22 protein-coding genes and 2 riboswitches are annotated in these 23,812 nt (G+C 61.1%); of the genes, 2 read left to right on the top strand and 20 right to left on the bottom strand.

The annotated features are described in order from the left end of the window. Window positions 1–19 precede the first annotated feature (19 nt). From HB376_RS21670 to HB376_RS21635, 8 genes are all read right to left on the bottom strand, one after another. Window positions 20–1,537, bottom strand: coding sequence for an amidohydrolase family protein (locus HB376_RS21670; RefSeq protein WP_213765719.1), 1,518 nt, complete (start codon window positions 1,535–1,537; stop codon window positions 20–22). Then, window positions 1,534–2,424 carry a phytanoyl-CoA dioxygenase family protein gene (locus HB376_RS21665; protein WP_213765718.1) on the bottom strand — a complete coding sequence of 297 codons (891 nt, stop codon included), beginning with the start codon at window positions 2,422–2,424 and terminating at the stop codon, window positions 1,534–1,536. The genes HB376_RS21670 and HB376_RS21665 overlap by 4 nt, the downstream gene beginning before the upstream one ends. A 25-nt stretch (window positions 2,425–2,449) precedes the next feature. After that, window positions 2,450–3,529 carry a ring-opening amidohydrolase gene (locus tag HB376_RS21660; RefSeq protein WP_213765717.1) on the bottom strand — a complete coding sequence of 360 codons (1,080 nt, stop codon included), beginning with the start codon at window positions 3,527–3,529 and terminating at the stop codon, window positions 2,450–2,452. Then, window positions 3,526–4,389, bottom strand: coding sequence for an ABC transporter permease (locus HB376_RS21655; protein ID WP_213765716.1), 864 nt, complete (start codon window positions 4,387–4,389; stop codon window positions 3,526–3,528). Before HB376_RS21655 ends, HB376_RS21660 begins: the two co-directional genes overlap by 4 nt. Beyond that, on the bottom strand, window positions 4,382–5,272 hold the full coding sequence (locus tag HB376_RS21650) for an ABC transporter permease (RefSeq protein WP_213765715.1): 891 nt from the start codon (window positions 5,270–5,272) through the stop codon (window positions 4,382–4,384). The genes HB376_RS21655 and HB376_RS21650 overlap by 8 nt, the downstream gene beginning before the upstream one ends. A gap of 11 nt (window positions 5,273–5,283) precedes the next feature. Further along, window positions 5,284–6,384, bottom strand: a complete 1,101-nt coding sequence (locus tag HB376_RS21645) for an ABC transporter ATP-binding protein (protein WP_213765714.1) — start codon at window positions 6,382–6,384, stop codon at window positions 5,284–5,286. Window positions 6,385–6,480: 96 nt separating this feature from the next. After that, complete coding sequence (gene hydA / locus HB376_RS21640) at window positions 6,481–7,971, bottom strand: dihydropyrimidinase (RefSeq protein ID WP_346730547.1); 1,491 nt, start codon at window positions 7,969–7,971, stop codon at window positions 6,481–6,483. Continuing rightward, entirely contained in the window at window positions 7,971–8,699 is a 729-nt protein-coding gene (locus HB376_RS21635; RefSeq protein ID WP_213765767.1) for an aspartate/glutamate racemase family protein, read from the bottom strand. The genes hydA and HB376_RS21635 overlap by 1 nt, the downstream gene beginning before the upstream one ends. 467 nt (window positions 8,700–9,166) lie before the next feature. On the opposite strand from HB376_RS21635, the gene HB376_RS21630 reads away from it, so the two are divergent. Next, a complete protein-coding gene (locus HB376_RS21630; protein WP_218627332.1) occupies window positions 9,167–9,877 on the top strand; it encodes a GntR family transcriptional regulator in 711 nt (236 codons plus the stop codon). 243 nt (window positions 9,878–10,120) lie between these two features. On the opposite strand, the gene HB376_RS21625 is transcribed toward HB376_RS21630, so the two are convergent. From HB376_RS21625 to HB376_RS21575, 11 genes are all read right to left on the bottom strand, one after another. Further along, window positions 10,121–10,468, bottom strand: a complete 348-nt coding sequence (locus HB376_RS21625; protein WP_213765712.1) for a DUF190 domain-containing protein — start codon at window positions 10,466–10,468, stop codon at window positions 10,121–10,123. Between the two features lie 29 nt (window positions 10,469–10,497). Then, the gene (locus HB376_RS21620; RefSeq protein WP_213765711.1) at window positions 10,498–11,808 is read right to left on the bottom strand and encodes a voltage-gated chloride channel family protein; all 1,311 of its coding nucleotides are present in this window, start codon (window positions 11,806–11,808) and stop codon (window positions 10,498–10,500) included. Between the two features lie 75 nt (window positions 11,809–11,883). Further along, window positions 11,884–11,950: riboswitch (Fluoride riboswitch) on the bottom strand. A 124-nt stretch (window positions 11,951–12,074) separates the two neighbouring features. Beyond that, window positions 12,075–14,066, bottom strand: a complete 1,992-nt coding sequence (locus HB376_RS21615; RefSeq protein WP_213765710.1) for a proton-conducting transporter membrane subunit — start codon at window positions 14,064–14,066, stop codon at window positions 12,075–12,077. Continuing rightward, window positions 14,056–14,877, bottom strand: coding sequence for an NADH-quinone oxidoreductase subunit NuoB (nuoB, locus tag HB376_RS21610; RefSeq protein WP_213765709.1), 822 nt, complete (start codon window positions 14,875–14,877; stop codon window positions 14,056–14,058). The genes HB376_RS21615 and nuoB overlap by 11 nt, the downstream gene beginning before the upstream one ends. A gap of 12 nt (window positions 14,878–14,889) precedes the next feature. Continuing rightward, the gene (locus tag HB376_RS21605; protein WP_213765708.1) at window positions 14,890–16,377 is read right to left on the bottom strand and encodes an NADH-quinone oxidoreductase subunit C; all 1,488 of its coding nucleotides are present in this window, start codon (window positions 16,375–16,377) and stop codon (window positions 14,890–14,892) included. Next, on the bottom strand, window positions 16,374–17,849 hold the full coding sequence (locus tag HB376_RS21600; RefSeq protein WP_213765707.1) for a hydrogenase 4 subunit F: 1,476 nt from the start codon (window positions 17,847–17,849) through the stop codon (window positions 16,374–16,376). Before HB376_RS21600 ends, HB376_RS21605 begins: the two co-directional genes overlap by 4 nt. 2 nt (window positions 17,850–17,851) lie before the next feature. Then, the gene (locus HB376_RS21595) at window positions 17,852–18,532 is read right to left on the bottom strand and encodes a hydrogenase (RefSeq protein WP_213765706.1); all 681 of its coding nucleotides are present in this window, start codon (window positions 18,530–18,532) and stop codon (window positions 17,852–17,854) included. Window positions 18,533–18,551: 19 nt separating this feature from the next. Then, on the bottom strand, window positions 18,552–19,499 hold the full coding sequence (locus HB376_RS21590) for an NADH-quinone oxidoreductase subunit H (protein ID WP_213765705.1): 948 nt from the start codon (window positions 19,497–19,499) through the stop codon (window positions 18,552–18,554). A 237-nt stretch (window positions 19,500–19,736) separates the two neighbouring features. Further along, window positions 19,737–19,807, bottom strand: a riboswitch (Fluoride riboswitch). A 48-nt stretch (window positions 19,808–19,855) separates the two neighbouring features. After that, on the bottom strand, window positions 19,856–20,224 hold the full coding sequence (locus HB376_RS21585) for a DUF190 domain-containing protein (RefSeq protein ID WP_213765704.1): 369 nt from the start codon (window positions 20,222–20,224) through the stop codon (window positions 19,856–19,858). A 492-nt stretch (window positions 20,225–20,716) separates the two neighbouring features. Next, complete coding sequence (locus HB376_RS21580; protein ID WP_213765703.1) at window positions 20,717–21,394, bottom strand: MgtC/SapB family protein; 678 nt, start codon at window positions 21,392–21,394, stop codon at window positions 20,717–20,719. A gap of 24 nt (window positions 21,395–21,418) precedes the next feature. Beyond that, window positions 21,419–21,868, bottom strand: a complete 450-nt coding sequence (locus HB376_RS21575; protein WP_213765765.1) for an NUDIX hydrolase — start codon at window positions 21,866–21,868, stop codon at window positions 21,419–21,421. Between the two features lie 292 nt (window positions 21,869–22,160). Between HB376_RS21575 and HB376_RS21570 the strand changes: the two genes are divergently transcribed. Next, the gene (locus HB376_RS21570; RefSeq protein ID WP_213765702.1) at window positions 22,161–22,964 is read left to right on the top strand and encodes an HAD-IIB family hydrolase; all 804 of its coding nucleotides are present in this window, start codon (window positions 22,161–22,163) and stop codon (window positions 22,962–22,964) included. 151 nt (window positions 22,965–23,115) lie between these two features. Here HB376_RS21570 and HB376_RS21565 read toward each other — a convergent pair whose 3' ends face one another. Then, the gene (locus tag HB376_RS21565) at window positions 23,116–23,445 is read right to left on the bottom strand and encodes a DUF190 domain-containing protein (protein ID WP_213765701.1); all 330 of its coding nucleotides are present in this window, start codon (window positions 23,443–23,445) and stop codon (window positions 23,116–23,118) included. Window positions 23,446–23,812 lie beyond the last annotated feature (367 nt).

Below are 23,812 nucleotides of genomic sequence, written 5' to 3'. Positions count from 1 at the left end.
CGGGTCGCCTGAATTGCATCTAGCGATCGAAGCGTGCCGGGTAGACCGCCGTATCGATGCCCGTTGCGCAGCAGCGGTCCCAGATACGCCGGTACGACGGAAACATTTGTTCGACCTTGGTTTCGCGGTCGGCGATGAGGGGCGCAAGTGCCGCCCACTCCGCCGCGATTTCCTCCAACAGTGAGGTTTCGTCGACACGTGTCAGCCGGCCGTGCTCGAGCACCGGCTCGCCGTCGACAAAAACACTCGCCAGGTTTGCTCCGGTTTCGTTGAAAACGAGTTGCCTCAATGGATCGTTTAGTGGAACGAACGGAATTGAATCGGTACGCCACAAGCTCAGATCCGCTCGCATCCCAGGACGTATCTGGCCGATCATGTCGTCGAGTCCCAGCGCCTTGGCGCCCGCCGCCGTGGCCGCATGAAAGGCGTCGTCCGCGCCGACCCAGTGCGTATAGTCGTCGCCCCGCATCTTGTGGATCAGGGCCATCGCGTGCATGACTTTCAGCATGTTGGCGTTTTCAATCGAGCCGCAGCCGTCGCTACCGAGGCTCACATTGACTCCGGCCTTGAGCATCGCGGGGACGGGTGCGATGCCCGAGCCCAGCTTCAGGTTGCTTTGCGGATTGTGCTGCACCGACGCCCCGCTCGAAGCCAGCAGGTCGATATCGCGCGGGGTCAGCCATACACCATGAATCAGACTGGTTGCAGGCTTCAGAAAGCCGATGCGATGCAGATACTCCACCATCGAACTGCCGTAGAACGCTTGCCCGGTGACCACCTGCATACGCGTTTCCTGCACGTGAATGATCAACGGCAAGTCGTGCCGATCGGCGAGTTCGCGCACGCTCATCAAGAAGTCTTGCGTGCAACGCTGCGGCGCGCTCGGCGTCGCCAGGTAGCCAACGCGATGCTGGCGCGGATGGCGCGCGCGCGCCAGCGATTCGGCGTAGCTCAGGTACTCTGCGGCAGGCGTGGGCTGGGTCGCATCCAGATTGGCCAGCAGTACCGGGTCGAACTCTTCGTCGACGAATGGCAGTGCCCTGAAAAAAGGTTTGTCGAAAAGCGTGATGCCGACAAGCGCCCGGATGCCGAGATCCTCATATGCCTGGTACGCCGCTTCCACGAGCTCAGGCTGCAGCACCGGACTGGCGTTCATGTCGTCGCAGATCGTGGTGGTGCCGGAGCGCAGCGCATCGATCGCGCCGATCAACGTGCGCAGATAAACTTGCCGCGGCGTGAACGGAATGGGCTCCAGCGGCCGTACGTTGTTCATCCACAATTCGAGCGGTACATTGTCGTACCGTCCCTTATGAAAACCTTCATGGCTGTGCGTGTGTCCGTTGATCCAGCCTGGCGTGGCGAGCAGCGCGCGGCCATCAACCACTATGCCGCGCGGAGCTTGCGTTTGCGTCGCCACGACCTTGTCGATCCGAGTGCCGGCGATATGGATGTCCCAGCGCTGTTGCACTGGATCCTGCTGACGCAACCGATCCGGCGAACTGAGTATCCGGCAGCCCACGATAGTGCGTTCGTTCATGCTTTTTCTCCGCTGCTCTTAGCACGAAAGAACTTCTTGTCGAACCGCTGCTGCTGATCGTATATCTTGCCTGCACCGTAGGTTGCAGACGGATACGGCATGCGCAGGGCGACCGCTTCCATGCGTGGCGTATAAGTCGATTGACCACGCACCATGCGCTGGTTAAATTCGTCCCATTGCACGCCGTAGAACAGTGGCCACGCATCCGCGGCGGCGTATTCGAAGAACAGGATCCTTCGATCATGCACGCCATGATTGAATCCGGATCCGTGCACGGTGAACGGGTGATGAATGGAGATCATGCCCGCCTCGCCGACCGCATGTTCAGCGCGGTCGAGATCCAGTTCGGCGGGATCGATTGCACCGAAGAAGACACCGTCACTATGGTGATCGTGAAGCGGGCCACGATGCGACTCCGGCAGAAAGCGAATCGGACCGTTCACTTCAGCGCACGGGTCCAGGCAGATCGCGACAATCGCCATGCCCGGGTAGGTATGCGGAATGAACGCCCAGTCCTGATGCCACTCCAGCGCCGAACCCACTGCAGGCGCCTTGATGTTGATCTTGCTGTGGTGGAGACGGATGTCCGGGCCGATCACCGCGGCGACCGCATCGAGGATGAAGTCCGCCCGCGCCAGCTTCCAGTAGAACGGGTCGATGTCCTGAGGCCGGCGGATACGTTGCACGCGCCGCCGCCCTTGTGCGTCGACTTCCGGCTCCCAGTCAAGCAGCGCAGACTTCTCGGCGTCGTCAGGAGCCCGCGCCAGCACGCGGTCGGTTACGGCACGCAGTTCTTCCAGCCAGTCCTGTGGAATCCAGTCGTGCAGCACAACAAATCCCTTCTCATGAAACGGCTGCCTGACCTGCAAATCGATATCGGTGATCATGTGCCATGCCTCGTGAAGAGCCGCATCAGCGATGCGCGCAAGTTTCGAACACCGTCGCAAGCATTCCGCCGCCGGGTACGCATTGATATTCCGCGCCACCGCCGATAAAGATTCGCGGCGAGCCGAGCGCGGCGCCGAATACGCCGCTCATCGCCGCGCGAAAGTGCCTGAACGCATGGATGTCGCTGTCGCTGCCCATCGTGGTCCGGGAGCCGCGCACGCGTCCGTCGGGCGGCGGGTCACCCTTGAAGAACCCGGCGAGCAACCGCTCGTGCCGCACGGCCGCGAGCGCCTGAAGGTCGAGCATGTCCGACATCTGGATGCTCGCGACCTGCAACGCGCCACGCCATGCGCTGCTGTTGCCAAGCACCAGCGCGTGAATGCGGCCGTCCGTGTCGCCTGCGGTAACGGCAACCCGCTTCACATGCCGGCTCGCCACCGGCCCCGCGCTGGTCCAGCGAATCTCCGGCCACTCGATCTCGTTCAATGCCAGTCCTGCGCCCAGCGCCGCGGCTGCGCGAATCGCCGGCTTGGACGCGTGAGCAGTGCGTGCAACCAAAGCCGCGTCCGGCGGTGCCGACAAAACCAGTGCCGCGCTCATCCATGGTGAAAGCAGATGTACGTAGGCAACTTCGGACTCATCGAGCCCGGCGTCGTGGCGCGCGCGTTCGACGACATCGCGCGCGCTCAGTGCGTGCGCTTCATAGCCGATCTGGGTGGCATCGAGCGGTTCGGAAACGGCCGTGCCGATTGCCAGTGCCGCCATCGTCGGCATGCCCTCACCCTCGCCTTGCAGCTCCTGCGTTTCGTTATCCACGCAGGCGAATACAACCATGTGCGGTGTCAGTATCCCTTCACAGCCGCCCGAGACTACGCACATCGGTGCACGGGCATCCGCCCCCCGGGGCGCGGGCAGATGCGCCGACAGCGAACGCAGCGCAAGAGGCCGGCTCCAGTCGTTATCGAGCCCGTTGCCTTCTGTCTTGATGAAGACTGCGCGAATGCTGTCCGCTCGCAGCGGGCCCAGTTCGAGATCGCGTGCAAGGCCCGAACAATCTTCCGGATGCGCCATCTCGTAGACCAGGACGTGCGCGCGTCGCGTCATCGGAAATGCCTCGAGATACCTGTCATGCGTTCCATGACCACCATCAGTACAAGCGTCACCGCTATCAACACGCCCGATACCGCGGCGGCGCGCACGTCCAGGTTATCCTCGATGATGTGCCACATCCGGATCGGCAGCATTTCACTGCGCGCATCCGACAAAAATAGCGACACTGCAACGTTATCGAAAGAGTTCATGAACGCGATGAATGTGCCTGCTACCACGCCGCGCGCAATCAGCGGCAAGGTCACCGTGAAAAACATATAGCGTTGCGAGGCCCCCAGACTGCCCGCGCTTTCGTGCAAGGCCGGGTCGATCTGCACGAGGCTCGCTATGGTCGTGCGCACAATGTACGGCGCGGTAATCGCTATGTGGCCTATCACCAGCGTCCAGAACGACAACCCTATGCCGGCCTGATTGAACAACATCAACAGGGCGAGTCCCAGTGCGAGACTCGGCAACATCAACGGCGACAGAAAGGCTGACTCGAGCACACGCGCCCAGGACTCGCGCCGGCGAGCGAGAGAAAGCGCCGCCGGGACCGCCGCCGCCACCGATATGCAGCACGCAAGCGCCGCCACCTGGAACGACAACGCGAAGGCTTCGAGAATTTCCGGCGAGTTGCTCCATAACGCCTCGTACCACCGGGTCGAGTATCCAGGCGGTGGAAATTTCAGCGAATACGCACTGGTAAAAGAGGTGATCAGAACGATCACCGTCGGCGAGATCAGTTGCAGCGCCGCGATCGCGCCAAGCCCTCCGAACACCAGTTCGAACGAACGGCGCTCCAGCGACCGGCCCGGCGATTTCGGTCGGCCAGCGGCCTTCGCGACGCTCGTTTCTCGTTGGATTTCACCCATGAATGAACCCCTTGCTGCGACGGCCGAACACGTTGACCAGAACAACCACGATAGCCACGGACGCGAGCAGCAGGACTGCCACCGTTGCAGCGAACGGATAATTGCTGGCCTCGATCGCCTGCTGGTACATGTAGAACGGCATGAACACATGCTGGCCGCCGCCTACCAGCGTCTGCGTCACGAATGCGCTGACGCTCGACGCGAAAACCAGCGTGCAGCCGGCCAGCAAACCTGGCATCGACAATGGCAGTGTTATCCGGAAGAACGTGCGCCAACTGCCCGCGCCCAACGCGAGCGATGCTTGACGCAGATTCGGGTCGATGTTCATCAGCGACGTGATGAGTGGCAGCACCATCAGCGGCAACTCGATCTGCGCAAGTGCGACGACCACCGCGCCCTGCGTGAACAGGAGTCTGAGCGGCGCATCGATCAGGCCCGCATGCAGCAGCAGCGTGTTGACAATTCCCTCGCGCCCGAGAATAACGACCCAGGCGAACGTCCTGACCACTGCGCTCGTCAAAAGCGGCAACACGATGACAAGCATCAGCGGCCCTTGCCAGCGCGCTGACGCACCCGTGTAGAGACTCGCGAGCGGAATGCCCAGCAGCAACGCAAGCGCCGTGACCTTCACACCCAGCCACAGCGTTTGAACCAGCACGTTGACGTTGAAACTGTCGGTGAAGAACTTGCTGTACTGGCCGAACCCGAAATGGATCAACGCCGGGTCGTTGTGCAAACTGACATAGACGAGCAACAGCAGCGGGCCGAGCACGAATACAGTGAAGAAGAGGCCAAGCGGCAGCGCCAGCGAAAGCGGCGAAAGGGCAACCGGCTGTGTATCGACGGCAATTGGCATGGCGATGGATGGCGAGGCGGCCGTCATGATGTCCCCGTTCAGGCCGCAAACACGCTGGCGGGGGAATCCGAGCGCAGGCTCACGCCGACCCGTTGCCCAACGGCGAAGCGCGGCGCTTCCGCTCGCCGCGGTTGTGTGATTTTTATCGGCTGGCCATCCGCCAGTGACAGCTCGTACAGCACCGAAGCGCCGAGCGGCAGGGCCATCTCGACGGTAGCATCGAGCGATGTCTGCGACGGCATGCCCATCACCAGATGCTCGGGCCTCGCGGCAAGCACCACCCCGCCGCTACGGGAGCAAGGCGTGGCGCGTTGCAGCATCATCTGGCCGCCTGTCGCGCAGGCCACCGAGAAGCGGCCGTCCGCATCCCGGGCGAGCCTGCCCGGCAGCAGATTCGCCGTGCCAACAAAGGTCGCGACAAATAGCGACGACGGCGTGTCGTAAATCGCCTCGGGCGAATCGAACTGCTCGACCCGGCCGGCGTTCATGACCGCGAGCCGGTCCGCCATCGACATCGCCTCTTCCTGATCATGCGTGACCAACAACGTGGTGATGCCGAGTTCTCGCTGGATACGTTTGATCTCGATCTGCATATCGAGCCGCAGATTCTTGTCGAGCGCGGCGAACGGCTCGTCGAGCAGCAGCACCTTGGGACGGACCGCGAGTGTGCGGGCGAGCGCGACCCGCTGCTGCTGGCCACCCGACAGCTCGCGCGGATAGCGCTTGCTGTAGGCCGTCATCTTGACCATCTCCAGCATCGCCGCGACCGTCCTCGCGCATTCCGATTTCGGTACGCCCCGGGCACGCATACCATAGGCGACATTGTCTTCAACCGACATGTGCGGAAACAGCGCATAGCTTTGAAACACGATACCCGCGCCGCGCTCGCTGGTGGAAAGACGGTCGACCGTGTCCGCACCAATGCGCACCGAGCCGTGGCTTTGCCTGAGCAAGCCGGCAAGAATCCGCAGCAACGTGCTCTTGCCGCAGCCGGATGGCCCCAGCAGCGCGACCAGTTCGCCACCCTCGATCGAGAGATTGAGATCCTCTATGACGGACGTCGCGCCGAATCGGTGCTGGATATTTTCCAGCGCGACGGCAACGCCCTGACGCCCGCGGGTGCTCGTCTCTGCCGTCATGTCGAAACCTTGAGATGAAAGTGGCACGTCGGGTGCGCCGCGCGAATGCCTGAATACATGGCCGATCTCCTGTGAGGTCCGGTGAGGTCCCGTGCATCAGGGCTGGAACCGATACGCTGCTGGCATCGCGAATCCGGACAGAACCTTGTGCGGCCCGATGCGCGGTTCGAGCGGATGTCGCGGCCGCGCGAGTTGCGGCCTCAGCGCCTTCAAAAACAGGCCCCGCCCATATGCGCCCGTGGGCCGGGTACCGTCCCAGACCACTTCGCCACGCGAAAGCGTGCAGGCGGGCCACGCCCTCATCCGCCAGCCCTCATACGGCGTGTAGTCGACGTTGTGATGCAGATGGTCGTTGCTCAGCACGAACTCGTGCTCCGTATCCCAGATCACCAGGTCGGCGTCGCTGCCAATCGCGATCGATCCTTTTGCCGGATAGAGCCCGTAAAGCTTCGCCGCATTTGTCGCCGTCAGCGCGACAAATGCATGAATGTCGATGCGTCCGCTCAGCACGCCGTCCGACATCAGCAACGGCATGCGGGTTTCGATCCCCGGCATACCGTTCGGCACGCGATCGAACGACGGGTTGTCGCCCGCTGTCAACTTGCCGCCAGGGCCCGCGTATGTGAACGGCGCATGGTCCGATGACACCAACTGGAACGTACCGTTATTCAAGCCATCCCAGACCGCCTGGCGGTTCGCCTCGTCGCGTGGCGGCGGGCTGCAGATGCACTGGTATCCGCGCGCGCCGTCGTCGAGCATGTCATCGGTGAGCAGCAGATAATGCGGACAGGTCTCGGCAAACACCGACAGTCCCCGCCCTTGCGCCCACCGAATCTGGTCGATCGCCTCCGCACCCGACACGTGAACGATCAGGATCGGCGTATCGACGAGCTCGGCGAGACTGATTGCCCGATGCGTCGCCTCGCGTTCGACCAGCATGGGCCGTGAAAGCGCGTGCCCGATAGGCGCGGTGATGCCCTGTTCGAGCAGCGCCTCGGTAAGCCACGCGATGCAGTCGGCGTTCTCCGCATGGATCATGGTCATCGCGCCATGTTTGCGGGCTGTGGCCAGGACCTCGATCATCTGCCGGTCATCGAGCTTGAGCGCGTCGTACGTCATATAGATCTTGAACGACGTGTAGCCCTCTTCGATCAGTTGCGGCAATTCTTCGTGAATAACGTGCGGCGTCGGATCGGTCACGATCAGGTGAAACGCATAGTCGATCACCGCCCGGCCCTCGGCGCGCCGGTGATAGTCGTCAATCGCCGCGCGAAGCGACTGGCCCTTCTGCTGGCACGCGAATGGGATGACGGTTGTGGTTCCGCCGCATGCAGCCGATACCGTGCCGCTCGTAAAATCGTCGGCCATCACCGAGTCGTCGCCCGTCGGCTGGTCGAGGTGGCAGTGTCCGTCCACGCCGCCTGGCGTGACCAGCCGCCCGTTCGCATCTATCTCCTGCAAGCCGGCGGCGAGCTTCACGCCGAGCGCCGCAATGCGTCCGCCGATGATGCCGATGTCCGCGTGAAAGCGGTCCACAGCAGTGGCAATGTCCGCGCGGCGGATGACGAGGTCGAAGGTTTCGTTAATCACGTCAGGTCCGCGAACAGGCGGCCCCATCCTTTGACGCGAGCGGTATCGACGCGTGCGAGTTGCAACGATTTCCACACTGCCGTCGATATCGAGTCGTAGATCGGAATGCCGAGTTCAGATTCGAGTTCGGCTGCGAGCGGCGCGCCCGCCAGATTGGTGCACAAGATAGCGATCGCATCGGGCTTCGACGCCGCAACCTCACGCACCATCGTATGGATCTGGCTCGCGCTGACTTCCGAAAAGGAAAAATTGTCCTGCAGCTTCAAATGCCGCTCCGCGACGCATTCGAATCCGGAGCTGGCATAGTTTCGGACGATCCGTTCCTGCACATCGTCGCGATACGGCGTGACGAGACCAAAGTGGCGCACTCCCTTGCGCTCGAAAATCTCGTTGAGCGCAAGGACCGACGTGCATGCGGCAATGCCGGTGCGCTCAGTGATCAGGCGGCACAAACGCTCGTCGGCATCGAAACCCAGCCACCCTGCGGACGTCCCATTCCACGCGATCACGTCGAGGCGGGCATCGGCAAGCAGGTCGACGGCCGCCAGGATTTCCTTGTCGTTGAATTGATCGAGCGCGCGATCGGTGAGCCCGATTTCGGTCACGCGAAAACGTCCAAAGTGCGCGCTGACCTCGGACAGTCCAGCCAGCATCGCAGCCGTCACGGGCTCGAGCGTGGTGTTGGACGATGGCGTCAGCATGCCGAGCAAAGTCCGTTTTGTCATGATGGAGTCAGACATCGTTTTGTGAATCTCCTTTCGCCCTCGCCATTTCAATATCCGCCTGTTGGATTGATCGGTGGTGAGGAGCGCCAACCACATTGGCGCAAGCTTCATGCCAGAATGTAGAGTCTATTGCATGCAATTATTTTAGTGATCGTATGCAATGCTGGACAAGCGATTTGCCCCAAGCGGGATAGGTTTCCTGCCCGGTGCTCACAACATGTGCATGGACTCACGAAGTACTGTATCTGTGCAAAGCGGCACCGCTAGAACGATTTTCAGCACTGCTGCGGTGCGATGCAAGGCTGCTGCCTGTCTTCATGTGCTCTTCGTTATCGGAAGTTGCTTTAAATCCCGCTCAAGCCACTTTATAATGAAGCTGATGCTGTACCTATGTCCGCTTATTACTTTGTATACAAACTGTATACAAGCCGAACCGATTGATTTCAGGTTATCGACAGGAGAGATTTTTGGCTGCGCCCTTTCTCGAGCCCGCTGAGGCGGCGCGATCCGGCAAGACTTATAGCAATGAAGAAATCTACGCACGGCTGCACAAAGCCGTGCAGGAGCAGCGGCTGGCGCCGGGTACGCGTCTTATCGAGGATCGGCTGGCGGAGCTGGCAGGCGTTAGCCGCACCAAGATTCGCGAGGTCTTGGGCAGGCTGGCGCACGAGGGACTCGTCACGTTGGTCCCTAACCGTGGCGCATTTATCGCCAGTCCTAGTGTCAAACAGGCACGGGATGTGTTCGTGACGCGCCGCATGGTCGAACCGGATATGGTACGCATGCTATGCAATACGATCACGCCGGCGCAGATTCGCGCGTTGCGCCGGCATAGCCGGCTAGAAAAAGAAGCGCGCGCAAAGGATGACCGTCCGACGATCATCCGTCTGTCCGGCGAATTTCACACGCTCATCGCGGAGATGGCTGACAGCGAGATCCTGCTGCGACTGATGCGCGAATTGACGTCGCTCACCTGCCTGATCATCACGCTCTACGACAAGCCGAACGTGCCCGCATGCCCGCACACGGAACACGTCCATCTTATCGATGCCATCGAGGCAGGCGACGCCGAACTCGCGGCGTCCTGCATGACTGAACATCTGGCGCATGTCGCAGAGACCTTGAAGCTGGACGCGCCTCAGAACGACACTCCGAATCTCGAGTCACTGTTCGACTAAGGGCTTTCCGACGTGCAGGGAACAAGCTTGACGTAACGCGCGTGGGGAAAGGCACCGTCAACGCACTGAAAGCCGCAAACCAGACGGGCGAGATGCTGCCATAAACAGAATTCACGGCCGTGGACACAGCATCCAGGCCATGACCTGGGTCACGAGCACCGCAAACCCGAGCACTGTGAACTGCCCTGCCAACCGCATCCTGGTCTATGGTTTCATGGTCGACTCCGCCCGCGTGGCTGTTGGTCACGTCGCCTGCATCGGTAGTTCGCACGGCAAGAAAATTGCCCTCACGTTGTCGAGCCCTTTGCCATGTGTACGCCAGAAGTCGCGCACCTTGGCATCCAGGTCAATGAGTTCGATACAGTGCGGAAAACGGTGATGCGCAATCTCGATGTGTTCGTGATGCAGCCGGTCACCTTTCAGGTAACCCGCATGGACGCGATGCAAGAGTGCCTGTTCGATACCCGCTTCCTTCGCATGGCGAAGTAAGTGCGAGGCAAGACTCGGTCGCGACACCCGATGCCAGAAGCGTGTCGGACGAGCCCTTTCGGAATGGTGGAAATACAGGCGAAGTGAAATCAGCTGAGTCATGGTGATGGGCAGGAAAGTGTTCGAAGCGTTCAGGATTGCGCGGAGACGGTCGCGGCCTTGCGGCGCGCGCGGCGCCAGGCCGGGATATCGGCCAAGCGCATGCCGGCTGGAATGAGCGGATGTTTTGCGTGGCCGACTCGTTGGGCGCGGTAAATTCCCGTGTGGCCGGAAAAGAGGTAACTGACCACGCACGCCAAGGCGGCATACACGCCGATCTGAGGACCAAAGAGTTCGATTGCCATCACCGTCGACGCGATCGGGGTGTTCGCCGCACCGGCGAACACGGCGACAAAGCCGAGCCCCGCGAGCACCGGTATCGGCAACGCCAGGATGTGACCCAGTGCGTTGCCAAGCGTGGCGCCAATATAGAAGAGCGGAGTCACCTCGCCGCCCTTGAATCCTGACGCAAGCGTGACCACGGTGAAGGCGAATTTGCCGGCAAAGTCATAGACGGGCAATGGGCCGTTGAAGGCCTGCACGATGGTCGGTATCCCGAGACCCAGGTACTGCGGAACGTTCAGGACGGTGGCAAGGATCGCCACCACGGCACCACCAACTACGGGCCGAAAAGGCGCATAGGCGATCTTGCGTTTGATGAGGGAGGACAACGCATGCGTCGAGTCGGCAAAGAGCATCCCCACTACACCGAATGCGATACCGGCAATGATCGCGGATCCAAACCCGAGGGCCGTGACGGGCGGCACGAACGGGATCGAATACACGGTGTGGTGAATGCCCCATAGACGGCATACCGCGTCGGCCACGACAGACGCGGCGAGACACGCCAGCAACGCGTCATAGCGCAGGCGGCCGATCGCAAGCACCTCAAGGCCGAAGATCGCACCGGCGAGAGGCGTGCCGAAGACCGACGAAAAGCCCGCTGCGATGCCGGCCATCAGCAGGATGCGACGATCCTCTCGACCTAGATCGAAGAGGTGCGTGACCCGGTCAGCCAGCGCCCCGCCCATCTGGACCGCTGTGCCCTCGCGGCCCGCAGAGCCACCGAACAAGTGAGTGATCACGGTGGCCACCAACACGAGCGGCGCCATGCGCTTGGGCACGATCTTCTGCGGATCGTGAATCTCGTCGATCAGCAGGTTGTTACCGCCCTCGACGCTCTTGCCGACGCGGTGATAGATCCAGCCGGTCAGGAACCCCGCGAACGGCAGCAACCAGACGAGCCACGGATGATCCAGGCGTGTATCAGTGGCGCGGTCCAATGCAAAGAGGAAAAGTGCGGAGGCGGACCCGGCCAGGGTGCCCAGCACAGAGGAAAGCAGCAGCCAACGCGCCAGATACGGCACCATGGCGATCTGTTCGACAGACTTGAGACGTTTCATGATTTTTAGGTTTGCAGAACATCAAACCTGGGCGACAGGGCGTCGCACGGACGACCTACGACCTCCTGCACCCAGGAACTCGTAGGCATCATCAGCCGAAGGATCGGCGGTTGTTTGGAGGAATGCCATCTCCAGAAACACGGATTTTACGGATTAAATTTGCGCAACGCAACAACGGCGTGCGCCAAGAGGCGCATGACATACGGTCACAACAGCGCGTTCGCCAGTATTCTGCAAGGGGACGCACCCTGCCCTTCGCAAGCGATCTATACCAGCGTCAAGGCCAGTATCGCGACAAGCAATCCGCCGATCAGTGCGAGATAGAAATTCAGGTTACCGGACTGCAATGCACGCAACTTCTCGGCGGACCACGTCACGATCCGCGTCGCAGGCGCGAACAGATGCCGCTCGAACAGATCGGTCACGCCCTCGGAGAAAACCAGCCGCTTGATAAAGTACTCGCGCTGTTCGTGTTCGCGCTCGGTGCTCATCGTCGGTTGATATACGAAGCTATAGAACGTGCGCATCGCGTTCGAGAATGTCAGCGGCGTGGTCATCGCCTCGCGACCATCCGGGGTCATGCCACCGAACCAGACCGCCGTGCGCCGCACCGGACGCGTTTTCGTGAGCCTCAGGAGTGCGAGCGGCAGAAGCGCCAGCAACGGCATCACAATGATGAGCTTCGACGGCGAGATAAAAGCGAACTTGCCGGTCAACGGTACCAGCAGCCATCCCGCAACCATTGCCTGGGGACTGTTGACTTGGAACAGCGTCTGGGCACCGCTCGCCAGCGCGTTGAGCCAGAGCGGTGCACCGACGGCCACTGCGAGCACGCATAGTCCCAGCGTCCCGACGACTGCCGCATTCCGTCGCGGCACCGGCCGCGCGTAGTCGACATCCGGCATGCCCAGGAGCCCCAACCCGAACAGCTTCACGAACGTAGCAAGCGCCACCGCTGCCGCGAGTGCGAGGCCCGCTCCAGCCAGTACGAGCGCGAGGCGTCCTGTGAAGGCCGAGAGATGAAAGCCTTGAAACACCGTTTGGAAGACATACCATTCACTGACGAATCCCGCTTGCGGTGGAACCGAGGCGAGGCTCATCACGGCAAAGGCCGCGCCGAGCCCTAGCATGAAACCGCTATTTTTGAGCCACCCGCGCGGCACGATATCGTAGGTGCCGGTCGACGCCTGGATGCCGTCGGCGACCAGAAAGAGCGCACCTTTGGCGAGCGAGTGGCCGGCGAGGTGAAGCAACGCGACGGTCCACGCGAGTCCCGCGAGGTCGCCCAGTTGGTCACTGCGAAAGAGTTGCGTCACGCCGAGCATCGCCACCGCGACCGACGCGTTCTCCGCCGACGAGTAGCTAAGCAACGCTCTCCAGTCGTCCTGCTGGAACGCGAACAAAATCGCCAGCACCGCGCTGACCACGCCGATTGCAATCGCGACGACACCCAATCCGAATGCGGTGCCGCTATCGCTCGCGACGCCCAGCCAGCTATTCCAGCCACGGCTCAGCGCGAAATACGCCGCGTTCAGTACGACCCCGGAAAAGAGCACGCCGGTCGCACCGCTACCGCTCGAGTACGCACGCGGAAACCACTCATAGAAGGGGATGAGGCCGAGCTTCGCGCCGAAGCCGACAAGCAGCGCGACGCCGGCCACCCACGACAGAAGCGCTGACGCGTGGGGCGCATGAGCACTGAACGCGTCGAAGCTGATGCCGCCCGCCGCGTGGTCCAGCAGCAGGATCGCGAGGACGAGTGCGATTGCGCCCACCTCGAGCAGCGCAAGCATGAGCAGCACGGCGTTGCCATTGGTGTCGCGTGCGCGCTCGCCTGCGAGCATCACCGCTCCGCCCAGGCTCATCACCTCCCAGGCGACGAGCATCGAGATGCCGTCTTGCAGGCCGAACACGCCCAACGCACCCAACAAGCTCAGCGATGCACCCATCCACCACGTCCCTGTGCGACCCGAGAGCGGCGAGCCCAGCCAGCAGGCGAAGGTGGCCGGTACCAGACCAAAGCCCAATAGCCATAGCGCTGACGGCTCAAGCTTGAACGCGATTCGCTGCGACGCGAGCGCAAACGGAAATTCGACGCGCGGCGTCGCAGTAGGCAAAGCGAGCAGACACGCAACGACTCCCAGTACGCAACCGGCGGTCAGCGAATATCTGACCAACACGCGAACCGGGCGCAGCGGCGAAAGGATGGCGGCGGCGAACCACAGTGCGCTCGCGGCCAGAATCAGATCAGCGCTCAAGCTGTCCTCCTCGCATCCGTTGCTCGGCACGGCCAAGGAGCAACAGCAGCGCGTGAATGATCGCAGCCGGGTTCGGCGGGCAGCCCGGCAGATAGATGTCGACCGGCAAGACGCCATCAAGCCCGTTGCCGCACGCGTAATTGCCGCCCGTGACACCACCCGACACCGCGCACGTGCCCGTCGCGATGACCCACTTCGGGTCCGGCATCGCCTCATAGGTCTGCAGCAGCGGCGCGCGCATCGCATGCGTCACGGGGCCGGTGACGAGCAGGACATCGGCCGAGCGCGGGGACGCCGTGAAGAAGATGCCGAGCCGATGCAGGTTGTAGAACGGATTGTTCAACGCCTGCAATTCCGATTCGCAGCCATTGCACGATCCTGCGTCGACGTGGCGGATATGGAGGCTACGCCGAAACGGTCGGCGCGTTTGATCGGAGAGATCGCTGGCTTGATCCCTGGCTGCATCGGACGCGAGCCCCTCGGCCCACACCAGGTCGTCGCGCTGCCTCACACCGAGCGCCCAATCTTCAGACGGTGTAAAAGCGCCTGTCGGACACGCTTCAGTACAGAGCTGGCAGACAATGCAGCGGCCCCAGTCCACCTCTGGACGCGCATTCTCACCAAGCTCCGGCGAAAACGTGATGGCATGCGTCACGCACGCCTGCACGCATGCGTCGCACCCCTCCTGGCATTTGGCCGCGTCATACCGCGGCATGCCAAGCACGCCTTGCTGGCCGTGCGCGTCACCCTTGAGCGGCCAGCCGGTACTGGCGCTGCCGCTGGTCAAGCCGAACCAGGTCCATAGAGACATAACCGCTCCGTCCTATCGTGCACAACCCGAAATGGTCAAACCGAAACTTGCCTCGTTGATCGCATAGTCCATCATGTTGCTGTCATGCACGGTGAAGGGAAAAACCCGCCAGTTCGAAAACGAAGGCGACTTGATCTTCGCGCGCGCAATGCGTGACCGGTCGTCGAAGTGCAGCGCGTAGAGTACGCTCCCACGCGACGATTCCGCCCACCCGAGCCCCTCCGCGTTCGGCACGCGACGACAAGGCTCAAGCAGCGGTCCAGCAGGAACGCCGCGCATGATGGCGTCGTCGAGCAGTTCCAGACTCGCCCGGAGTTCCGCGATACGCACCTTCATCCGGGCATACGCATCGCCCTCGCTACGGGTCGCGACAGCGGGCGGCAGTTCACCGTACGCGGCATACGGATGATCCCGCCTGAGATCACGATCGATGCCTGACGCCCGCTCGATCGGCCCGGTAGCGCCTTGATCAAAGGCGAGCTGCTGACTGAGCGGCGCGGTGGATATAAGACGGTCGAGATGACTGGTGGTCCGCTCGATGAGATCGACGTACCGGTCCAGTTCGCGTCGGAGCGTCGCGACGCCTTGGGAAATCGCAACCACGTCCAGATCCCGGCGTACGCCACCCGGCCAGACAATGCTGCGCAATAGTCGGCTACCCGATGCAAGCGCATTCATTTGCTTCGCCCGCTCCTCCAGCAGCTTGCCCTGGGCCTCGCCAACCTTCAGCGTCGTCGTATGGCACAAGTGGCCGAGGTAGTGCAAGTGGTTGTAGGTACGCTCGAGTTCCGCCGCGATGACACGAAGCCACCGTGCGCGCGGCGGCGGGATGCACCCCGAGGCGTCCTCGACGGCCTGCGCATAAGCAAGCGCATGCGCGACAGTGTCCACGCCCGACACACGCTCGGCCAGCAGAACGCCTCGTTCAATGTCGATCCCCTCGAATTGTTTCTCCATCCCGCGGTGCTTGAGGAACAGGTTCGGGTGATAGTGAAGAATGCCTTCGCCGACGTAGTAGAAAATGAACTGGGCGGACTCGACGACATCCGCTCGCACGGGACCGAACGGCAATCGCTGGACGTGCTTGCCGGACATCTGCGGCAGCGTCGATGCTGCAAGCGAGCCCGCTACGCTTGCACGCGACGTATCTGCCGGTTCGAGCGGCCCACGCGCCGTCAGCGGCAAAAACGCGGTTACCAGGCGCTCCGGCTCCGGATGGCCGGCAAACACAACACCGCTCATTTCCATGATCTCGCGCTCATGCCAGCCGAGCAGCGGAAACTTATTGGCAAGGCTCTGAACCGGTGCTTCGCCGGCATCGACGCGCCAGCCCATGAACTCCCGCCGGCCGGGCACGGTCGCGATATAGCGCAGTTCCGGCCTATCCGGTCTCGGAAACCACGCATACGCAACCTGCATGCGCCCTCCATGATCAAGAAGATCGGCGGCGGCCGCGTTGAGTTCGGCAGGCGTTACGGTCTTGAGCGTGCAGTTGTTCATCGCGCAGCTCCTCCCAGATCAGCGGCGACCCGTTCGAAGAAGCGCCACAGGTCTTGCGGCCACCACATGCCGAGGACCAGCACCGGCATCAGGGCGAGCCACATCGGAACCGTCATCCAGGCGCTCACGCTCACCGTGCTATTCGTCCCGCCCGTGTCTGCCGTTGGCCGGGTTTCAAAGTACATGGCGCGGAAGTGGTTGAGAAAGCCGATGAAGATAACAATCAGCAGCAGCAACATCACGATCACGGCCCAGGCGTTCGAGCTCGCCATGCCGGCGCGCATCAATGTCAGTTCGCTCAGGAACAGGCCGAACGGTGGTGCACCCGTGATCGCTACGGCACCGGCCAGCCACAGCGCGCCCGTGACCGGAAAACGGGTCCACACATTGCGTATTTCGCCCATGTCCTTGGTGCCGAATACGCGCATGACGTTGCCGGCGCCAAAGAACATGAGCGACTTGTTCAGTGAATGGTTGAGCATGTGATACAGCACTGCGGCGATCGCCAGTGGGCCGCCGAATCCGAATCCGAGCGCCAGCACGCCCATGTGCTCGACGCTGGAATAGGCCATCAGCCGCTTGATGCCCTGCTGCTTCACGATGAAGAGCGCGGCGACGAACAGCGAAAACGCACCGAACGCGACGAGCACCGTGCGCGGCAACAGCGAGGAACTCTCGGCATCCGTGATGGTCAGGAACCGCGCGATGCCCAGCATCGCCGTATTCAAAAGCGCACCGGAGAGCATGGCGGACACTGGTGCGGGACCCTCGCTGTGTGCGTCGGGCAGCCAGGTATGCATCGGCGCGAGGCCCGCTTTCGTGCCATAGCCCACCAGCACGAGCAGGAACGCCATCTGGGTGAGAGCAGGACTCATCTGTGGGGCCGCATGGCGCAGCGCGTCCCAGGTCATGTCGTAGGTCGGGCCAATGACGAGACTTCCCGCCCAGTAGAGGAGCACGGTCCCGAGCAGCGCAAGGCTGATGCCCGCCGACACCACGATGATGTATTTCCATGCCGCTTCGATCGCTTCCCGGCCGCGCTCGAAGCCGACGAGGAATGTGCTGACGAGCGTGGTCAGCTCGATCGCGATCCAGTAGACACCGATATTGTTCATGATCGGTCCGCAGATCATCGTTACCGCGAACAGAGCAAAGAGCGCATAGAAGTTCGGCAAGCGTTCGCGTTCCTCGGCGAGCAAGCGCATGTAGCCAACGGCGTAGATCGAAGCGAGGCAATACACCAGCGCGGTGCAGACCAGCGTCCAGACGGCCAAAGCGTCGACCACTACATAATCGTGCAGAAAGCGATACCCGTCCTTGACGTTGCACGCCAGCGAAACTGCCGCGAGCACGCAGACGAACGACGCGATCAGGTTCGCATACTCAGCGACGCGCGCATGCCGGAACGCGGCGCAAATCACTGCAGCAACGAGGGGTGAAACAACGATCACGATGCTCCACGTTCCAATCATGGTCACCCCACCAACCGCGTGAGTTCACGGCTGCTCGTGCTGCCGACGTGCTCGACCAGATAGCGGACCAACACACCGAAGCTCACGACGATGACGAGCAGATCGAAGAGCAACACCAGTTCGATCAACATCGGCATGCCGGGCACGAGGATTTGCGAGCCGAGGAAAATGCCGTTCTCCAGGATCAGCAGGCCAAGCACCTGGCTGATCGCCTCATGACGCACTGCCAGCATCAGGAAGCCAATGAGCTTCATCGAAAGCATCACCGTGAGCGCCAGCACGACCACGGTGCCGCCGAAACCCAGCGCGTTGCCCAGATGGTTCGATACGACAAAAGCAAAGAGCACCAGAAGCGCGCCGAGCACGATGCTTGAGCTCGGCTGCAGGATGACATGCAACTCGCGCTCGACTTTCAGCCGAACGATGATTCGCCAGATCAGATAAGGCAGCACCAGTCCCCGGAAGAACGCAGTCAGGATTGCGATCAGGTACAGCTCGTGATAGTTGCCGTAGTAACCCACGGCTCCGGAGAGCGCCGCGATCAGCCACGACTCGGCCATGAACGCGAGCAGGTAGTCTTTCAACCAGCGCGAACCCAGCATCACGAACGCAAGCAGGAGGCTGCCGATCGCCAGCAGGCTGAACAGGGATGCGGCAAGCGGACTCAGATGGGCGAGCAGCATGATGTGTCACCTAAGGGGGTCACCTAAGCTGGTTGGCGGCGATCGCAAGCACCGCCAGCATGAACGATGCAGCAAGCGGCTCCTGATAACGGAAGAAGCGCAAGCGGGATTGCGCCGTCTCGACCAGCACCACGACGAGTGCAATCATCAGCATGCGCAGGAAAAGCCCGATCGCGGCACCCAGTACACCTAAGGCCGTACCCCGTTGCGAAAGTCCCCACGGCAACGTCAACACATTGCAAAAGATGGTGTAAAGAATGAACTGCTTCATCATCGACGCCCACTTGAGCAGCGCGAGAAGTGAACCCGAATACTCGAGGATGCGCGCCTCTTCGATCATGTACACCTCGATGTGCGTGCTCGAATGGATCGGCAGACGGTCTGTTTCCACGAGCAGCAAAACAAAGAAGGCGAACACGAGAAAAAGATGTGCCGGACTCCAGTACACGGAAGGTTGTGCCACCAGCAGATGATTCACGACGAACGGCAGCATGGCTTTGGCGAGGAGCGTAATACCGACCAGCACGAGGATGAGCGTCGGCTCCGCGAGGATGCCAAGCATCACCGAGCGGCTCGAGCCAATGCCGCCATAAGCGCTACCTGAATCAAGCCCCGCGAGTACAACAACAAATGACCCGAGCGTCAGGATGAGGCCTCCGCCCAGGATGTCGCCCATATCGGATAGCGGCAGTGGAAAGTCGGTAAGCACCGGGATGAGGATCGGTACCGTGAGCATGCAGGTGAACGCCACGACGGGCGCAGCCCAGTAGATCCACGAGGCGGTTTCGGGTACCACGAGTTGCTTGTGGAAGAGCTTCCACAGATCCCGATACGGTTGGAAGATGCCAGGGCCCCGTGCGCGTTGCACACGCTCTTCCCATTGCAGGATGACGCCCTGCAGCAGCGGGGACACTGCGATGACGGTTACGACCTGGGCCACCTGGAGAGCGATGTCGCGCGTGCTCATGCGCCCTCCGCTGAAACGAAGGGCTCGCTTGCACTGCGATGTGGACGCGTCTCAACGCACGCGCGGATCGCCAGACAATGACGCGACCAGACGCGGTGGCGAAGGCAGGAACGACTGCAACACGGCGACTCGCTGATACATCCCATATTCTTGTGTTCTTGTAGGCAACAATATGCCCGGGATGCTCAAACAAGAAGAGCCGGCGTAAAAATGCCTACCGGCCCCGAAGCGCCCGGGGACCATGTAGGCATCATTAGCCGCTAAGCTGCTAGCGGCGGTTAGGGAGGAATGCCATCTCCGCCAGATTCAAACTTGAGTATAGGTGACGCGCCGATGTGTGCAAGGTCGGCGTCCAACTATCTAGGCGAGCGGCCGTAGAGCGAAAAATGCTTCGACGGCTTAGGCGGTAAATCATCGCCGATGATTCCGAACTCGATGGGAAAGCGCGTATAGAACACGTGCACGTTTTCGGCACGCACGACATTCAGAATGTGCTCGGCCTCGTCCTCCGTCACAGCAAGAATGATCTGCAGCGGCTGATCGGTGAGTTTCAGCATGTGCGCCGCGTGATGCGCACCCGCGTGGCCGATGCCTTCTGCGCAGCTGATGACGGTCGCACCGCGGATCCCAAGTTGGCGAACCTCATGTAACAACCACTCGCATACGGTCTGGTGGCCGTGCTTGCGGTTCTGCTCGGTATAGAACGTCAGTTGATAGCCGTTCATCACCCACCTCCCGTGGCGCAATGGGCGCCTCCCGCCGCGAGAGGTCCGCTGTGCGGTGCTACGACACGCTACCAGACTGACAAGGGCCCCTGCCACTATTCATTCTAGTTCATAGGTCCGGTGACGCACGATTGTGCAGTGCGATATTGGGCGTACAGCGCGAGCAATACCGCGCGAGCAATAACGAGAGGTATCGCAGCTTCGGCGAAATCCGGTGCGTGTCAGCGTCGACACGTATCGGAAATGTGTTGAACAAAAGCAATATTGAAAGCGCTGGCCTCTGGTGATCGGGGTGATCGTTGTGCCATGCTGATTCATCCTGCAACAACTCCATTCCCGGTTTGGGGTTGAGCGGCCACAAGTGAACTTCGGCTCAGGCAAAACGACCGTCTCAACGCTTGGGGGCACCGGACATTGTTATGCCGCTGCCGCTCACGTTAGCTCGCCGATTAGCGCTCCATATTCATATGTACGCTTCATGGCCTTCCACCTTCAACTGCCATTCCTGCATTCACGGACACCCGACATTGCTGCCAGCCGTGTACGGATCGTCTCGAACTCACTGGCTGCCGCTCGCGATAGCCCAATCTGTACGTGGTCGAGTTCAGGGTCGTCTTCAGATTGCTGGACGATGAACTGCTTGACTCGAACGCTTCCCTTACCCAGAGCGTTGTGAACACTGTCGAGTGATACGCTGCCGCGCTCGACCAGGAGGGTTATGTTGCGCTCCTGTTTGACCGCAATGAATCGACGCTCCAGCGGCTTCACTCCGGCAAGAATGATAAAGATGATGACCGTCGCGCCGACGGCTGCGGTGTACATGCCGCCACCGACCGCCAGACCGATTCCTGCGACCGACCAGAGGCTGGCGGCGGTGGTCAACCCGCGCACGATTTCGCCACGCAGCAGGATCGACCCCGCTCCCAGGAACCCAATGCCCGATACCACCTGGGCGGCGACCCGGGAAGGATCGAGCACGACGTTCTTCGCTCCCAGCACATCGGCAAATCCGAACGCAGAAACCAGCATCATCAACGCCGCACCGACACATACAAGCATGTGCGTGCGCAAACCTGCCGCCCAGTTCATTCTTTCGCGCTCAAAGCCGATGACGCTGCCGAGTAGAGCCGCCAGGAGGAGGCGAGATAGAAGCTCGATATTGCCGATCACGAATTACCCCTTGATAGCTTGGCTTTAGACCCGTTGTGAAGCCGTGTCGGCGACATCAACGGTGGTTGGCCCGTTCCGTTTGTCGGTGACCGCTGACAGCGTTTCACCGTGAGTCTCGTGCGTGCAAAAAAGATCGACGATTTCCCGGGTCGGTATGCTGGTGATGAGCGTCGATATTTTTATCGGGCTGAACCATCTACACCTCGAAATTTCGTTACGCGGTTCGGGGGACGCGTCCTGAGGAAGATCGACGAAGAAAACGAGATGTCGTTTGCTGAGACCGCCAAACTGGAACAGGTACGTGAACGCTGTACCAACGAGCGAAGTCTCTTCTTCCAGTTCGCGCCGGGCGGCGTCCAGCGGCGACTCGGAACACTTTATGGTGCCACCGGGCAACGACCACCGTGACCGCGTGCGCGCGACCAAAAGTACCTTGCCGTCCCGACTGCATATGATGGTCGCCCTGGCTTTCATTCTCTCCCCTCCCCTATAGGCCGCGCGGCTGCTGTGTTTTAAAGGCGGATTATGGACCATGCGCGTGCGGCCGATCAGCGGCAGGCAGAGGCCGGCCCATGTCCGGTCGTCGGACCGGTCGTCGGACCGGTTGTCGAACGCGTTCGTTGACAGAGGTACAGCGGGCATTGGGCGGCTTGGCGAGTCGTTCAACTCGCCTTCAGCTTTCGTCATAATAAACAATCCAGAAATGGGAAGAACGGTCCTCGCATCGACCTTCATAATTGCTGTCATTTATTTTATGAAGAAGAACATGCAGCAATTGTCGTTAGCTCCAGGCGATCAATTCTCCACCGTCCAATTCGTACTCACCGACATGGACGAGACATTGACCTATAAGGGACGCCTGGCCGCAACCACATACATGGCTCTCGAACGGTTGCAAGCTCAGGGCATTCGGGTGGTACCTGTTACCGCCGCTCCCGCTGGTTGGTGCGATCAGATGGCGCGGATGTGGCCAGTCGATGGCGTTATTGCAGAGAATGGCGGCCTTTTTCTCAGACGAAGCGGCAACGGACACAGCGTCGAGCGGAAATACTGGCATGCGCATGAGAGTTTTGCAGACATGCGCAAGCAGCTCCAAACCATCTCCGGAATTGTCGAAAAGGCAGTGCCTCAGGCACGACAGGCGGACGACCAGGCCTTTCGGTTGACCAGTCTTGCATACAGGCGTTCCGGGACCGATTTGGATGACCGCATCGTCGAAGCGCTCATTGACGCGGGGGCTAATGCAACCCTGAACAACCTTTGGGTGCTGGGCTGGATTGGTGGCTACGACAAGTTGTCGATGTCGCTACGGGTGCTTGCTGAGACATTTGGGATTGGCGCAGAAGTCGCAACTGAGTTGGTCGCTTACTCCGGCGACTCAACTAATGATGCGCCGATGTTCAGCTTCTTCAAACATACGGTCGGAGTGAGCACCGTAGTTGATTACCTACCGCAACTGCCAACGCCGCCCGCATGGATCACCCGCGGTCCGGGCGGCGCCGGATTCGTCGAGTTCGCGGACGCGATCCTTGGGGCACGCCTGAACGTGCCCAGCGGAACCTCCGCGTGAAGCATTTGTTCGTTTTCGTCACCGTAGCGGACAGATCACGACCGTTTGATGTGGCTGAGTCCTTCATCGGGATCTCGATGATGGCGTTGACCTCATGGGGTACCTACCTCATGGGGTACATTCTCGCCAGTCGGAATAGCATTGAAGCCCATTACGCGCCTCCCTTTGCACCAAGCACTTCGTACTCGATAGGACACCGGGTATAGAAAAGTGGAACACCGCCCTGCTTGAGGCGGTCGAGCAACGCATCGACGTTCGCGTCCTCGGCCGCCACAGTGACCGCCACCGGCTGGTCGACCAGTTCGAAGAAACGCGCTGCATGATATTTGCCATGTGCGTCGATAGCTTCGGTCACTTCGATCACAGAAGCACCATGAATATTGGCCTTCTTCGCTTCGTCCAGGATCCAATCGACCATCGTCATATGATTCTTGCGATGGCTCTGGTTAGCTGCGAACACCGTTAGCTGACTGCCTTTCATGGGTAACTCCGATTGGCTCAAGGGAGAAATAAGAACCAACGCTGCGCGCAGGCACGCCGCAGCGAAATGCGTAGGGACAGCGGTATAGGCGGGACATCTTTCGCGCTGCACACAGAGCGCGCCATGTGCTGGGCCGCAACGGAGGCGAGGCGTGCCCGCGCGCCGCTTGCGGGAAGTGGCCAAGGTCGCGCCGGCTGCATCCCGGACGAACCGGCCGTGCGCGATTGGCGTCGGACAATGCGTTGCAATCCGATACGGCGGACTGTGGACGCGCGAACTTGTGAAACTATAGGGATATGCATATGAACCCGATTCGAGCGATGTCAAATCTGGGCAGCAGGACCGCGCGAACACACGCCTACAGCTT

This window comes from Caballeronia sp. dw_19, from assembly GCF_018449515.1.
In the GTDB taxonomy this organism is placed as follows: Bacteria; Pseudomonadota; Gammaproteobacteria; order Burkholderiales; family Burkholderiaceae; genus Caballeronia.
Note: the sequence above shows the minus strand (reverse complement) of the source record. Positions and strands in the feature narration are given on the sequence as shown.